Raw genomic sequence first — 13,979 nt, 5'->3', positions numbered from 1 at the left:
TGCTTTTAGATAAACTAAAAATTAGGTATAAAATGAAAATAATTGAACTGTTTAAATTTATGATTGAATCAAAAAGTGAAACACCGCATGACGGGGGACTTTTGGATTTTATAGAGAGTTATCTGCCTGATTTTAATGCTGTTAGAGTAGATGTTAAAGATGTAAAAAATCTTTTTATTTATAAGAAATTTGGAAATGGGGAGCATCTATGTTTTGCCGGACATGTTGATGTGGTTCCGGCGGGCAGCGGTTGGGATAGCGACCCTTATAAAGCAGATGAGAGAGATGGGTATATCTACGGTCGTGGAACACAGGATATGAAGAGCGGTGTTGCGGCTTTTACTCAGGCTGTTAAAGAGAGTAAAAATTTCAATGGAACACTCTCTTTGCTTTTAACTTCAGATGAAGAGGGAGAGGGAACATACGGAACAATAGAGGTTTTAAAGTATCTTAAAGAGCATAATATGCTTCCGGATGTCGCCATTGTTGCAGAACCTACATGTGAGAGTATCTTTGGTGATGCCATAAAAGTAGGTCGACGCGGCTCTATCAATGGTTATATTACTGTAAAAGGCAAGCAGGGTCATGCGGCATATCCTGAAAAATCTATAAATCCAATCAATTTAATAGCTCCAAGATTAGCCAATATGGCAGGAGTGGATTTGGATAATGGCGATGAGTTCTTTGCTCCAAGTAAATTTGTTATAACAGACATTAGGGCGGGCATGGAGGTTACAAATGTAACTCCAAACGAACTTAAAATGATGTTTAATGTAAGAAACACTACTCTGACAACACAAAAAGAGGTAGAAGAGTTTGTAGCTAAAAATTTAGATGGACTGGAATATACGCTTAGACTTACTCAAGGCTCATATCCCTTTAGAACAAATACTGATACAAAATTGGTAAAAAATATTGATAAAGCAATAGAAAGTGTAACGGGTATCAAACCAAAACACTCAACCGCAGGCGGAACTTCAGATGCAAGACATTTGGCTCCTTTAGGTGTTGATGTAGTAGAATTTGGCGTGATAAATGATACAATTCATGCAGTAAATGAGAGAACAACAAGAGAAGAGGTTGAGAAACTTTATGAAGTTTTCAAAAATTTAATCAAGATGTGGAAATAAAAGAGATAAAAATTTATTAATAGGAGAAAAAAATGAAGTTCGTACAAACAAACAAGGCGCCATCGGCAATAGGTCCATACTCTCAGGCAGTAGTAGCAAACGGTATGGTTTTTACATCGGGGCAGATTGCACTTACTCCAGAGGGTGTTATGCTTGAAAATGATGTGGTTATTCAGACAAAACAGGTTTTAAAGAATCTTCAAGCAGTTTTAGAAGAGGCGGGGGCTTCAATGCAGAGTGTTATTAAAACGACGATATTTTTAGACTCTATGGATGATTTTGTAACGGTTAATGAAATATATGCAGAGGCTTTTGGCTCTCATAAACCTGCTCGTTCAACCGTTGCAGTAAAGACGCTGCCAAAAAATGCCCTTGTTGAGATTGATGCAGTAGCGTTGGTAAAATGACAAAACTTCTCTTTTGATGCCGTCTTTTTTATATAGAGTTATAGTTCTCTCAGTCTTGTGGTTAAGTGATTTTATAAAGAGGATTGAAACGGCTTTATAGTATAATTTTTTCATGTAAATAGAGTAGGAGAGTGTTTTGTTAGATAAAAAGCAGTTAAAAAAAGAGCAGATAATACAAACGGCTCTAGAACTATTTGCCTCAAAAGGGTTTTATAGCACTACCATCCCCGATATTGCACTTTCGCTAAAGATGAGTGTCGGTAACATGTATAACTACTTTAAATCTAAAGACACTCTAGCAATAGAAATCATAAAATATATCTCTGCATATTTAGGCGAAAAGTTAAAAGAGATAAACGAACAAGAGATATCCACTAAAGAAAAAACAAGAAAAATAGTAGAAATATATTTTAAGACAGCCTCTTTAAAACCTGAAATGATAGACTACTTTTTAAGAATATACCTCTCAAACCGCGAAGTTTTTAAAGAGAGCTGCGAGGGAATGCTCTGCGTAAACGAGTTTGTCACAGAGATAATGATTTACTTTGAAGAGGGCGTTAAATGCGGCGATTTGAGAGAACAGGACTTTTTCAGCGCATTTGGTCTTTTTATGGGTTATCTCGGCGGCATGGTCTTTTTAAAAGGTGAAAATGTTTTACCAAAAGATTTAAACGACTATGTAGATGATATAACATTTAATATCTATAAAGCGTTGAGCGCAGAATAATTATGAAAAAGAAAATGAGAGTATTATGGCTTAGCGCAATCGCTTGCAACGGCAATACACACTCATTTTTAAACTATCCGTACATGGAACAATTTTTAGATGATTTTGAGTTTATTTATCATCCCGTCATAGATTCTGAGTACTCGCTTGAAGATATAGTCTCAAAAGAGATTACATGTGATATCTTGCTAATAGAAGGCGCAATATCAAAAGAGTTTAAAAGAGCCGATGTCTCTGTTGTCGATATAATTGAAAAATATTCCAAAATAGTCCAAAAAATTGTTACGGTCGGTACATGTGCAACTTTTGGCGGGATTTTTAGAGAGAGCGGTTATGAAGAGACTTCAGGTCTGCATTTTGATAAAGAAGAACCGCTAAAAACACATAAAGATTTGCTGGATAAAACCATCTCGGTTTCAGGGTGTCCCGTTCATCCCGAAGTTTTGGTAAACACTCTTTATGCAATCAAAAAAAGCGCTGCATTAAAACTGGATAATTTTCTTAGACCAAAAGAGTTTTACGCTTATACCGTCCATAACGGCTGTACGAGAAACGAATATTTTGAGTACAAAGTGGATAATCACCGTTTCGGAGAGCTTGAGGGGTGTATGTTTTATGACCACGGCTGTCAAGCGCCCTTTACCCACGGAAGTTGTAACAAAATACTTTGGAACGAGGTAAACTCAAAAACCAGAGCAGGAGTTCCTTGCATGGGTTGTACCGAACCTACATTTCCGAGACAAAATCTCTTCAGTACGAAAAAAAATATGGCAATACCGGAAAATCTCCCCGTTGGTGTGGGTAAAAGAGTCTATCTTACTCTCGCAGGTATTTCAAAAGCATTTAAAATTGATAGACTAGAAAAGAAGTTGATTGATGATTAAATTAATAGAGAAGATAGAGGGCGAGGCGAAGCTCAACTTTAATTTTAAAGAGGGCAAGATTGATTTTGTTGATATAGAGTTTATGTCGACAAGAAATATCGAAAATATTTTAAGAGGTAAAAATGCTTTTGATGCGCTTGTTATAAATCCGAGAGTCTGCGGAATCTGCGGACATGCTCACTTAATAGCTACAGTTCAAGCACTAGAGAGCTGCTATAGTAATTTAAAGCTTTCAAACAAGGCGAAGATTATAAGAGAATTAACGCTTAATTTCGAGCTTATCCAAAACCATTTTAAATGGTTTTATCTCACAATGCTGCCTCTATTCGGACATAAGCAAGAGATTTTAAAAGCTACATATCCGTCTCAGCTTATGGGAAAAGCGATTGCAATATTCGGCGGACAGTATCCGCATACTTCTTACGCAGTTGTCGGCGGAGTAGTTTGTGAAATAACAGAGATAGATATTATAAAACTGCAACACTATATGGCTGAGACGCTTAAGTTTGTGGAAGAGAATCTGGTAAAAACCAAGAGTGAGAATTTTTTAACATGTGAAGATGCAGATGCTCTTTTGGATTATGAGGGAGATTTGCCTGACATACTGAGACAGATAAAAAAAGAGAACTTGTTAGAGTACGGAAAAAGCTATGACAGATTTATCTCTTTTGGACACAACAGCTACTTTAAAAAGGGCAAATCGCTAAAGGCAAAAATAACTCATAATATCTCCGTATTACATGTCAAAGAGTCTGAAATGCCTTCATCGTTTGCAAAAAATGTAAGCTTTAAAGATAAGTATTATGAAGTAGGTCCGCTTGCCCGCGCCATGGTGAACAAAACTCCGCTTATAGCAGATGCCCATAAAAAATACGGCGACAGTATCTTTAGCAGAATACTGGCAAGGGTTTGTGAAATATCTCAACTTTTACAACACTCAAAAGAGTTGATTAAAGATTTGGATTTGAGTGAAAAGTCATATATTGAACCCTCAATTGATATATCAAAACTAAGTTCCAGCGGATATTCTGCCGTAGAAGCTGCGCGCGGCACGCTTATTCATAAAGTTGAGATAGAAAACGGAATGATAAAAAACTATGAGATTATCACGCCGACACAATGGAACTTAAGTGGCGGAACAAAAGATAAACATGGTGTTTCGCAAAAAGCGATGATTGGTTTAAGCGATGTTAAAACTGCCGAACTTGTTTTCAAATCGTTTGATGTCTGCTCAGTTTGTACTACCCACTAAAATAAAAAAAAATAATTATTTTTTAAGCTAATAAGAGTATATTTATATAAATAATAGTTATATAAGACATATTAATTTTAGTTTAAGTTTTTTTCATATACCATTATTGAATGAATATTCATTTTTGAATATAATTAAAATTAAAGGGGGTTTGTCATGAAAAACAGCAGTCTGTTTAACAAGTTGTCTTCTAGATTGGATGAGTTGTCAAATTTACCAAAACTTGATGATGAGGTATCAATATCAAAGTTGATTGAAGAGAAAGGCTTTTCAAGAAGAGAGTTTATGGGTTGGGCTGGGGCGATGACATCCATGCTGATGTTGCCTGCCAGTTTTACCCCTCTTGTTGCAAAAGCTGCCGAACTAGCCGATAGACTTCCTTTAGTTTGGCTTCATATGGCGGAGTGTACGGGATGCAGTGAATCATTGCTTAGGTCTGCAACTCCAAGTATAGATAGTCTGATATTTGATTATATTTCACTAGAGTATCATGAAACGATTATGGCAGCGGCGGGTTGGCAAGCTGAACACAATCTTGAACATGCCATGGAAAAATATAAAGGCAGATACATCTTAATGGTTGAGGGCGGTATCCCGCACGCTCAGAGTGATTATTTTTTAACTATCGGTGCTCACGGTAAAACGGGAGAACAGAGTGCAAGGGAAGCTTCAGAAAATGCTGCGGCTATTTTTGCAATCGGTTCTTGTTCATCTTTTGGCGGTGTTCAAGCAGCATATCCAAATCCTACAAATGCAACGGCACTTAGTAATGTTACAAACAAGCCTGTTATAAATGTACCTGGGTGTCCTCCAAGCGAGAGCAATATTGTGGGAACATTGCTTCACTTTATTCTTTATGGAACGCTTCCCGCGCTTGATGTTTTTAACAGACCGAAATGGGCTTACGGACTTAGAATCCATGATGCATGTGAGAGAAGAGGCAGATTTGATGCAGGTGAATTTGTAGAGCAGTTCGGCGATGAAGGTGCAAAAGAGGGTTACTGCCTTTACAAAGTAGGCTGTAAAGGACCGTACACTTTTAACAACTGTTCAAAACAGAAGTTCAATCAAGGTACTTCTTGGCCTGTTCAAGCAGGGCACGGTTGCATGGGATGCAGTGAGCCTGACTTTTGGGATAAAATGGGAATCGTTCACGAGCCTCTTGGCGACAGACTTTATCATACGGTTTTTGGCGGTCTTGGTGCAGATGCAACGGCGGATAAAATCGGTGTTGGGATTTTAACGGTTACTGCAATAGGTATAGCGGCACACGCGGCGATTTCGCTAATTAAGAACCCAAAAGAATAATTAAGGAGTATAGATATGTCAAAAAGAGTAATAGTTGACCCCATAACAAGAATAGAGGGACATTTAAGAGCCGAAGTAATAGTAGGGGATGACGGAGTAGTTCAAGACGCTTTTGTATCTTCTACTCTTTGGAGAGGCTTGGAGGTAATAGCAAAAGGGAGAGACCCTCGAAACATACCTCTTATGATGCAAAGAATTTGCGGTGTTTGTACCTATTCACACTATTTAAAAAGTACGGTTGCCGTTGAAGATGCACTTGGAATTAAGATTCCGTATAACGCGGAGCTTGTAAGAACTTTGATGAATGCGGCTCTGTTTTTGCATGACCATGTTGTTCATTTTTATCATCTTCACGGTGTTGACTGGGTCGATATCGTCTCTGCACTCTCAGCCGATGAGGCAAAAGCTAGTAAATTGGCTTTTAAATATACGGACAATCCTATAGGAACAGGCGAAAATGAGCTTAAAAAAGTAAAAGAAAAAGTGGCAAAATTTGCTAAAAATCCTCAAGGACTAGGACCGTTTGCAAATGCATACTGGGGGCATAAAACATATAGACTCACACCTGAGCAAAACCTTATAGCGCTTTCGCACTATTTAAAAGCACTTGAGATTCAAAGAACGGCGGCTCAGATGATGGCGATATTCGGCGCTAAACAGCCTCATCCGCAAAGTTTGGCAGTCGGAGGAGTTACATGTGTAATGGATCTTCTGAATCCTGCTAGAATGGGAGAGTATCTAGTTAAGTATCAAGCAATAGCAGATTTTGTAAACAACGCTTACTATGCCGATATCGTAATGGCGGCAGAGATGTATAAAACCGAGCCTTCGGTTATGAAGCCTATGGGTGTTAAAAACTTTATGGCGCATAAAGAGTTTATGATAGGCAGAGAAGAGTATCTTTTTGATAGCGGAATAATTATGAACGGAGAATTGAGTAAGGTTTTTGAGATTGATGAAGATAAGATAACGGAAGAAGCTACCCACTCTTGGTATAAAGACGATGCGCCGCAACATCCATACGAGGGAACTACAAACCCGAACTATACGGGTTTTATAGACGGTCAATCAGTCGGGCCTGACGGCAAAATGGTAGACTCTAAAATGATTAACGAAAAAGAGAAGTACAGCTGGATAAAATCGCCTAGATATAACGGCGAGCCTATGGAAGTCGGTCCGTTGGCATCGATACTGGTCGGTTACGCAAAAGGGAACAAAAAAGTACAAGCAGTTGTAAATGAGTTCTTAGCTAAAACAGGCGTTCCTGCAGCTGCTCTGTTTTCTACTCTTGGAAGAACGGCAGGGCGAATGCTGCAGGCAAAACTTGTTGCCGATAATGCGCTTGTTGCTTTTAATAATCTGATAGAAAACCTAAAAGTTGATCAAGAAACTTGTGCTACTTATGTTATCGATAAAGATAAAGAGTATAAAGGCAGAGGCATAGGCGATGTACCACGCGGGATGTTAAGCCACTGGATTAGAATCAAAAACGGCGTTGTCGAAAACTATCAAGCGGTAGTTCCTTCAACATGGAATGCGGGACCGATGGACTCTAAAGGTGCAAAAGGACCTTACGAGGCGGACTTAATCGGACTAAAGATAGAGGATTTAACTCAGCCGCTTGAGATAATCAGAATCATCCACTCTTATGACCCGTGTATAGCATGCGCAGTACATGTAATGGACACAAAGGGCAAAACATTAAGCCAGTATAAAATCGACCCGCTTTACGGCGGATGCACTATTTAAGGGAGTCATTATGCAAAGTGTTGATACATTAGAAAAAAATTCTCTTAATCATGCTGATGAAACCATTGAGAGAGAGCTAGAGTTTACTTCGTTTTATAGATGGCACCACTGGATTAGGGTGTTTAGTATAATTATATTAACGGTTACGGGGTTTTATCTCTCTGTTCCTTTTATAATTCCTGCAGTAAATGCAGAGCCGACAAACTTTTTAAATGCAGAGTTTAGAGGTTTGCATGAGATATTTGGATTTATTATGATTTCTATGTTTATAGGAAAGACATACTACTTCTTCTTTTCGGTAAAAGATAAGATTGAAATCAACTCTTTTAAGGATGTTTTGAGCCTTAAAAATTGGCTTAGTCAGATAGGTTATTATCTGCTTTTAACAAAGCATCCAAAGCTAAGCGGAGCGTACAATGTTATACAGCTTTTGGCTTATTTTGTCTTTTACATCGCTATTACAGGTTTGATTATAACAGGGCTTATTCTTTATGTTCATAGTTTTCATCTTGGAATAGGCGGAATGCTTTATGATATTATGAGAGAATTTGAAGTGATGCTAGGCGGACTTGCTGCCGTGAGAGAGCTGCATCATCTGCTTATGTGGGGAGTAATATTTTTTGTAGTCGGACATGTTTACATGGTAGTTTTTAATGCAGTTCACGGAAAAGAGGGAACAGTTGATTCTATATTTAGTGGATATAGATGGAAAAGAAAACATTAAGGGTTTATATTGAAAATTTTAGTTCTTGGCATCGGTAATATTCTATTTGGAGATGAGGGGATAGGTCCTCATCTTGCAAATTTAATAGATGAAAAGTATGAGTTTGTATCAGATGAACATGTTGTTGATGTTCTTGACGGCGGTACATTGGCACAGAGACTTATACCCATAATTACTGATTATGACAATGTTTTACTTATAGACTGCGTTAATGTAGCAGATGGAGAAATCGGAGATGTTTACAGTTTTGACTTTAACGATGTGCCTGAATGTATAACATGGAATGGAAGTGCTCATGAGGTCGAAATGCTTCAAACTCTTCAGATGATAGAGATGTTAGGCGATTTGCCTCCAACTAAAATAGTGGGTGTCATTCCTTATGTAATCGGGGAAAACAGTACCTTTTCAATGACAGCGGAAGTTTTAAAAGCAAGTCTAACTATGGAGCAGGTCATTACAAAATATATAGAAGATTTCGGGGTTAAAGTTCTCATCAAAAAAAATGTAACCTTAGAAGAGGTTTCAAAATATACATACTTAAAAGGCACGCAATGATATTGGAGTTTTCGTTTAACTATCTCTCATCATCTTTGATTTATGAAAAAATAATTTTAAATACGCTTGAGCTATTTTCTCTTGAATCAAAAATTGTAAAAGACGGCGATAATCTTTTTTTGTATGTAAAATCAGACGATAGCGATGAGCTGGAGAGTTTTGCAAACAGACTCTCACTTGAACTGCCTCACTCGATTTTTTTATACAATACTGATGTCAAAATCGTAGATGAGATGCCACAAGAGAGTTCTGCGCTGCCTCTGATATCAAAATTTCCTATGGCATTTTGCCCTAAGTGTTTGCGTGAAGTTATGGATGAATCAAATGAGAACTATTACAATATTTTTCATGAGTGTGAAGTCTGCGGATACTCGGTTGAGGGCGAAAAAAAGAGCTATAAAGATGATTTTGTAAATCTTGCTAAATCAATAAGCAGTGGTTTGGTAGTTGAAGTAAACACATTTTACTCAAAATATTTCGTTGGTCAATTAGGTAAAAAATGTAATGAGGTTGATTTTGATATTATCAGTTATGATTTAGCGACAACCGCACACTATACAAATGCTACAAACAGCGAAATGGCGGCACTTGGAGCTATTGAGAAACCTTTTGTAAAATTAAAAACAAACATTAAATTTAAAATAGATTTTGAAGATATTGCAGATGAACTTATCCGTTTTAAACTCCCTGATGATTTAGTTTTGCATTTTTTACTCAGTGAGCTTAACAAACTCGGAATCAACTTGATTTTTATAACAAAAGAGAAGCTTCCTTTGGATGTTAAGTTTGATTTAGCGGAGTATGAAAAAGAGCTAGAGCCTATCGAAGTTGTCGTCGGCGATAATCACATCGCTATAGTTAGAGGAGAAAAAGGTCTGCCTTATCAAGATTTGGCAAGCAACAATAATAATTTGATTCCTCATATAGGAGCTTTTTTTTCAGTTATAAAAGAGCATTCTCTGTTTGATAAAACCGTTGCAGGCGTAAATATCTCCAAAGAGTATCACAATAATATTTTAGTCTATTGTAAAAAATTCGGAACTATAGAGTATCTCTCATTTGCGTTTAAATTTGACTCTGTTAAAGATGTGTTTGATTCTATTATGAGTTCAAACGAAAGCGGCGAGAAGCTTGTAGAGAACTTTAAAAACAAATTTCTACAGCATTTTGAAGCAATATCTGCTATAACATTTAATGAAGAAGAGTTTAATGTTTATAAGCTGTGGGGTATAGTTTGCATAGTTTTAGGTTACTCGAAAGATAGAAATCTTTTAGCATCTGCAAAAGTTCTTGAAGATAGCGCAAGCTCATTTTTGGGAACAAAAGGACCAAGAATTGATTATAAACTAAAAAGAGTTGACTCTAAAGTTTACTTAGATCCATTGATGACTATTAGAACTGCCATGAGTTTCAAACTTGCGGGAGTTGACCGTCTTACTCTTAGTTACGGGGTTATTGAGAGTTTTGTGGAGTTTGTCTCATCACAGCTTGATGATATAAAAGAGGAGATGAAAAGTGACGCGGTTGTTGTAACGGGTTCACTTTTACAAAATAGACATCTTTTTAGTAAACTTAGCAAAGAGGTTTCTGTAAATCATAAGCTATACTTCAATAAAGAGTTGCCTGTAGATGGAAAAAATATTTTATACGGCGGAAATGAATTGTTTTGAAAAGATATAGATATTTTATAAAAGGACAGGTTCAAGGTGTCGGATTTCGTCCTTTTATATATAAGTCGGCACTCTGTTTCAAACTCGCAGGTTTTGTCAAAAACGACATAAACGGAGTTGAAATTGAAGCAGAAGCACAGCAGAAAGATATAGAGCTTTTTGAAGAGTCGCTCCGCTTAAAACTCCCGCCGCTTGCAAGAATAGACGAGATACAAAAAACAGAGATAGAACCGCTTTTAGAAAAAGGCTTTGCGATTATACAAAGCTGTGATGACTCAAAAACCTCATACAAATCTGCTCTTATTCCTCCCGATACCGCTACATGTCAAGAGTGTTTGGCAGATATAAAAGATGAGAAAAACAGAAAATATCATAACTACTTTGCCACAAACTGTACAAACTGCGGACCGAGATATAGCATCATAAAAACAGTTCCCTATGACAGAAAAAACACATCTATGCAGAAGTTTAAGATGTGCAGATCGTGCGAAGAAGAGTACAATAATCCCTTAAACAGAAGATACCATGCACAGCCTATTTCATGCAACGAGTGCGGACCCTCTTTGTCTCTTTTTAGAGGCGATAAAAAAGTAGATATTGCTCAAAAAGAAATTATCCAAAAAGTTGCATCTCTTATAGAAGAGGGAAATATTTTAGCCATAAAAGGCATAGGCGGATTTCATATAGTCTGCGATGCAACGAATGATGAGGCGCTAAAAAAGTTAAGAGAGTTTAAACACAGACCCACAAAACCTTTTGCCATCATGTGTAAAGATTTGGAGCAGATAAAGGCTTTGGCGTATGTAAATGAGAAAGAAGAACAGCTCCTAACATCAAAAGAAGCGCCCATTGTCGTACTGAAAAAGCTTACATGTCAAAACAATCTACATGTCAAAATATCATACTTTTTAGCTCCAAATATTGACAGAATAGGCTGCTTTTTGCCATACACCGCTCTTCATCATCTTCTCTTTGCTTATCTGCAAAATCCCATAGTTGCCACAAGCGCAAATCTCGGCGACGAGCCTATCATCATAAACGCAGAAAATATTTTTAAAAAGCTTCCTTTTGTTGATTTTACTCTTGATTTTGACAGAGAGATAATTAACGGTGTTGACGACTCACTTGTTCAGGTGGTAGATGACAAAACCCAGATACTAAGGCTTGCACGCGGATACGCTCCAAAGGTAATAAAGCTTCCCTTTAAGAGTGAGAAAAAGATTTTGGCAGTCGGAGCAAACCAAAAAAACTCCATAGCTTTTGTGATGGACGACAACATAATCATATCTCCGCATATAGGGGATTTGGGCTCTATGGAGGCTTTTGGATTTTTTGAGAGAACATTGGAGAGTTTTAAACGCTTTTACGATTTTGAACCGGGTGTCATAGTGCATGACAGACATCCAAACTATGAAACGACCAAATGGGCGAAAAAACAGAACAAAAAGCTTGTAGAAGTTGGGCATCATTTAGCACATATCTACGCCTGTAAAGCGGAGTTTGGACTTAGGGGTGATTATCTTGGATTCAGTTTTGACGGCACGGGTTACGGCGATGATGGTACTCTATGGGGCGGAGAGATTTTTGTAGGAGACAAACGCAAATACAGTTTCAAAACGGTAAAACTTCTAGGCGGAGAAAAGGCTATAAAAGAGCCTCGTAGAGTAGCACTCAGTATGCTTTTTGACAAACTCTCTTTAGAAGAGGTTTTAAAGCTTGAACTAGATGTTGTGAAATCCTTTTCAAAAGATGAGATAAAAATACTTCATCAAAGCTACCTAAAAAATCTAAACGCGCCAAAAAGTAGCTCAGTAGGAAGACTCTTTGATGCCGTGGCTTCATTTTCAGGTATTGCCCAGAGTGTAAGCTATGCGGGCGAGAGCGGACTTTTGTGTGAGAGTTTTTATGAGAAGAACATAGAAAAATATTTTGATTACGACATAGAAGAGGGCGTAATTGAGATAAAAATAGCAGAGTACATGTTAAAAAACAAGCCGGATAAAAAAGAGCTAAATACCATGTTCATAAACACGCTTGTAAAAATCATCGTTGATATCTCAAAGCGAGAAAAACTTGAAGTGATTTTAAGCGGCGGAGTATTTCAAGACAAAACTCTGCTTGAGCTTACATGTCAAGAGTTAAAACAAGAGAAAATCAAATGCTACTTTCAACAAGAAACGGCTACCAATGACGGCGGAATCGCTTTGGGGCAGGCTTATTATGTTTTATCTCACAGTGAATTTTGATACAACTCTGCTAATATTTCTTTCTGCATCTCTTTAGAGTAGTTAAACTTAAACTCAATCTCTTTCAAGTAGTAAAAAAAGTTTTCACTTCTAACTCCTTTGTATTTTAAAATAGACTCTTCAAAAAAGAGCCAGAACTGTGTGATTCGGTTTTCTCTTTTTTTTGTTTTTGAGATTTTGTTGCGCATCATAAATTTTGAAAATTCTTTGAAATAGACTTCTTCTATGTTATTGTCTAAAAACTGATTTTTATACTTGTTTAGGTTTGGCATAAGCAGGTTGTATACTTTGTCATCGTAGGCAAGAGTCAGAAAGTTCTGCGCATCAAAAATGTTCTCTTTTACTTTTTTCTTGCTTTTCTCAAGGTAGATATATTCATCGTACTCTATGATCTGTTTGTTTTGATACGCTTTTTCTAAATAGTTTGCGATTAGTTGACGAAAAAATTCATATCTTTTTTTGAGGGTTATATAGTTGATAAAGAGTTTTTTGCTTGCTTCATTTACTGTGAAATTTTCGCAAAAATACTCCATAATTTTTAAATCTGTTTTTATTTTTTTTTCAGAGAACTTTTTTTTGCATTTTGCACACTTCATCTGTCCAGATTTCAGCTCGTAGAGTTTGGTATGTTGGCAGTAGATACATTTCATAAAATATTCTACCATGTTTAGTACCAAAAATAACTAAGAAATAAGAAAATTAATGTTACTTTTACAATAAAGATATAAAATATGAACAGCTATTCAGAAGAATAGAGATACAATCAATTTAAGGAAAAAATCATGAAAATGTTATTGATGCTTTTATCATTCTCGGCGTTGGCTTTTGGACACACTACTACTTTGGAGAGTGGTGGATTTGGGAGTGGATTTTTACATCCTATCAGCGGTTTAGATCATATCTTGGCGATGGTGGGCGTCGGTATGGTTGCTTTTCTTTCTCAGAAAAAAGGTTATTTACTTTTAGTGGCATTTATGGGTGCAATGATGTTAGCGGCAGTAATTGGTTTTATGGGTGTTGAGATATTGTTCATCGAAGAGGGCATTTTGCTTTCCATCGCAGTTGTTTTTGCACTTATCGGTTATGCGAAAAAGATTTCATTAAATGTTATTATTGCAATCATTGCATTTTTTGGAATGTTCCACGGTTTTGCCCACGGGTCTGAGTTTCAGGGCAGAAATTTTGTAACTTATATGCTAGGATTTAGTCTTACAACTCTTATGCTTCACCTTAGCGGAATCGTTTTGGCTTACGGATATACGCGTATTCTTGAAAAACGCTCACAAGTTGAGGCGCTAGAATTAGCGTAGTTTAAAAACACAAAAGG

At 37.0% G+C, this 13,979-nt stretch carries 13 protein-coding genes; 12 read left to right on the top strand and 1 reads right to left on the bottom strand.

Going from position 1 to position 13,979, the window contains the following annotated elements; all coding sequences use genetic code 11:
• The first annotated feature begins 32 nt into the window (after positions 1–32).
• The 11 genes from dapE (at position 33) to hypF (ending at position 12,652) form a co-directional block, all read left to right on the top strand.
• Positions 33–1,130, top strand: a complete 1,098-nt coding sequence (gene dapE, locus FJR47_RS06690) for a succinyl-diaminopimelate desuccinylase (RefSeq protein ID WP_152299675.1) — start codon at positions 33–35, stop codon at positions 1,128–1,130.
• A gap of 32 nt (positions 1,131–1,162) precedes the next feature.
• Positions 1,163–1,537 carry a RidA family protein gene (locus tag FJR47_RS06685; RefSeq protein WP_152299674.1) on the top strand — a complete coding sequence of 125 codons (375 nt, stop codon included), beginning with the start codon at positions 1,163–1,165 and terminating at the stop codon, positions 1,535–1,537.
• Between the two features lie 136 nt (positions 1,538–1,673).
• Positions 1,674–2,264 carry a TetR/AcrR family transcriptional regulator gene (locus FJR47_RS06680; RefSeq protein WP_152299673.1) on the top strand — a complete coding sequence of 197 codons (591 nt, stop codon included), beginning with the start codon at positions 1,674–1,676 and terminating at the stop codon, positions 2,262–2,264.
• Between the two features lie 2 nt (positions 2,265–2,266).
• Positions 2,267–3,148: an NADH-quinone oxidoreductase subunit B family protein gene (locus FJR47_RS06675; RefSeq protein WP_152299672.1), complete on the top strand. Its 882-nt coding sequence runs from the start codon at positions 2,267–2,269 to the stop codon at positions 3,146–3,148.
• Entirely contained in the window at positions 3,141–4,400 is a 1,260-nt protein-coding gene (locus FJR47_RS06670; protein ID WP_152299671.1) for a nickel-dependent hydrogenase large subunit, read from the top strand. The genes FJR47_RS06675 and FJR47_RS06670 overlap by 8 nt, the downstream gene beginning before the upstream one ends.
• A 156-nt stretch (positions 4,401–4,556) precedes the next feature.
• Positions 4,557–5,708, top strand: coding sequence for a hydrogenase small subunit (locus FJR47_RS06665; RefSeq protein WP_152299670.1), 1,152 nt, complete (start codon positions 4,557–4,559; stop codon positions 5,706–5,708).
• A 15-nt stretch (positions 5,709–5,723) separates the two neighbouring features.
• Positions 5,724–7,457 (top strand): nickel-dependent hydrogenase large subunit, encoded by a 1,734-nt coding sequence (locus FJR47_RS06660; protein WP_152299669.1) that lies wholly within the window; start codon positions 5,724–5,726, stop codon positions 7,455–7,457.
• 10 nt (positions 7,458–7,467) lie between these two features.
• Entirely contained in the window at positions 7,468–8,181 is a 714-nt protein-coding gene (gene cybH, locus FJR47_RS06655; RefSeq protein WP_152299668.1) for a Ni/Fe-hydrogenase, b-type cytochrome subunit, read from the top strand.
• Between the two features lie 9 nt (positions 8,182–8,190).
• The gene (locus FJR47_RS06650) at positions 8,191–8,736 is read left to right on the top strand and encodes a HyaD/HybD family hydrogenase maturation endopeptidase (RefSeq protein WP_152299667.1); all 546 of its coding nucleotides are present in this window, start codon (positions 8,191–8,193) and stop codon (positions 8,734–8,736) included.
• The gene (locus FJR47_RS06645; RefSeq protein WP_152299666.1) at positions 8,733–10,406 is read left to right on the top strand and encodes a hydrogenase; all 1,674 of its coding nucleotides are present in this window, start codon (positions 8,733–8,735) and stop codon (positions 10,404–10,406) included. The genes FJR47_RS06650 and FJR47_RS06645 overlap by 4 nt, the downstream gene beginning before the upstream one ends.
• Positions 10,403–12,652, top strand: coding sequence for a carbamoyltransferase HypF (gene hypF, locus FJR47_RS06640; RefSeq protein ID WP_152299665.1), 2,250 nt, complete (start codon positions 10,403–10,405; stop codon positions 12,650–12,652). The genes FJR47_RS06645 and hypF overlap by 4 nt, the downstream gene beginning before the upstream one ends.
• On the opposite strand, the gene FJR47_RS06635 is transcribed toward hypF, so the two are convergent.
• Positions 12,637–13,317 carry a transposase gene (locus FJR47_RS06635; RefSeq protein ID WP_241855385.1) on the bottom strand — a complete coding sequence of 227 codons (681 nt, stop codon included), beginning with the start codon at positions 13,315–13,317 and terminating at the stop codon, positions 12,637–12,639. The two genes, hypF and FJR47_RS06635, sit on opposite strands and share 16 nt — an antisense overlap.
• A 117-nt stretch (positions 13,318–13,434) precedes the next feature.
• On the opposite strand from FJR47_RS06635, the gene FJR47_RS06630 reads away from it, so the two are divergent.
• Entirely contained in the window at positions 13,435–13,962 is a 528-nt protein-coding gene (locus FJR47_RS06630) for a HupE/UreJ family protein (protein ID WP_152299664.1), read from the top strand.
• Positions 13,963–13,979: the final 17 nt, after the last annotated feature.

Source organism: Sulfurimonas xiamenensis (genome assembly GCF_009258045.1).
Lineage (GTDB): Bacteria > Campylobacterota > Campylobacteria > Campylobacterales > Sulfurimonadaceae > Sulfurimonas > Sulfurimonas xiamenensis.
The sequence above is the reverse complement of the archived record's forward strand: the minus strand, read 5'-3'. Positions and strand labels throughout refer to the sequence as shown.

Coding starts and splice junctions, on each gene's coding strand:
- dapE (WP_152299675.1), top strand. CDS start 33: ATGAAAATAATTGAACTGTTTAAATTTATGATTGAATCAAAAAGTGAA.
- FJR47_RS06685 (WP_152299674.1), top strand. CDS start 1,163: ATGAAGTTCGTACAAACAAACAAGGCGCCATCGGCAATAGGTCCATAC.
- FJR47_RS06675 (WP_152299672.1), top strand. CDS start 2,267: ATGAAAAAGAAAATGAGAGTATTATGGCTTAGCGCAATCGCTTGCAAC.
- FJR47_RS06670 (WP_152299671.1), top strand. CDS start 3,141: ATGATTAAATTAATAGAGAAGATAGAGGGCGAGGCGAAGCTCAACTTT.
- FJR47_RS06665 (WP_152299670.1), top strand. CDS start 4,557: ATGAAAAACAGCAGTCTGTTTAACAAGTTGTCTTCTAGATTGGATGAG.
- FJR47_RS06660 (WP_152299669.1), top strand. CDS start 5,724: ATGTCAAAAAGAGTAATAGTTGACCCCATAACAAGAATAGAGGGACAT.
- cybH (WP_152299668.1), top strand. CDS start 7,468: ATGCAAAGTGTTGATACATTAGAAAAAAATTCTCTTAATCATGCTGAT.
- FJR47_RS06645 (WP_152299666.1), top strand. CDS start 8,733: ATGATATTGGAGTTTTCGTTTAACTATCTCTCATCATCTTTGATTTAT.
- FJR47_RS06635 (WP_241855385.1), bottom strand. CDS start 13,317: ATGGTAGAATATTTTATGAAATGTATCTACTGCCAACATACCAAACTC.
- FJR47_RS06630 (WP_152299664.1), top strand. CDS start 13,435: ATGAAAATGTTATTGATGCTTTTATCATTCTCGGCGTTGGCTTTTGGA.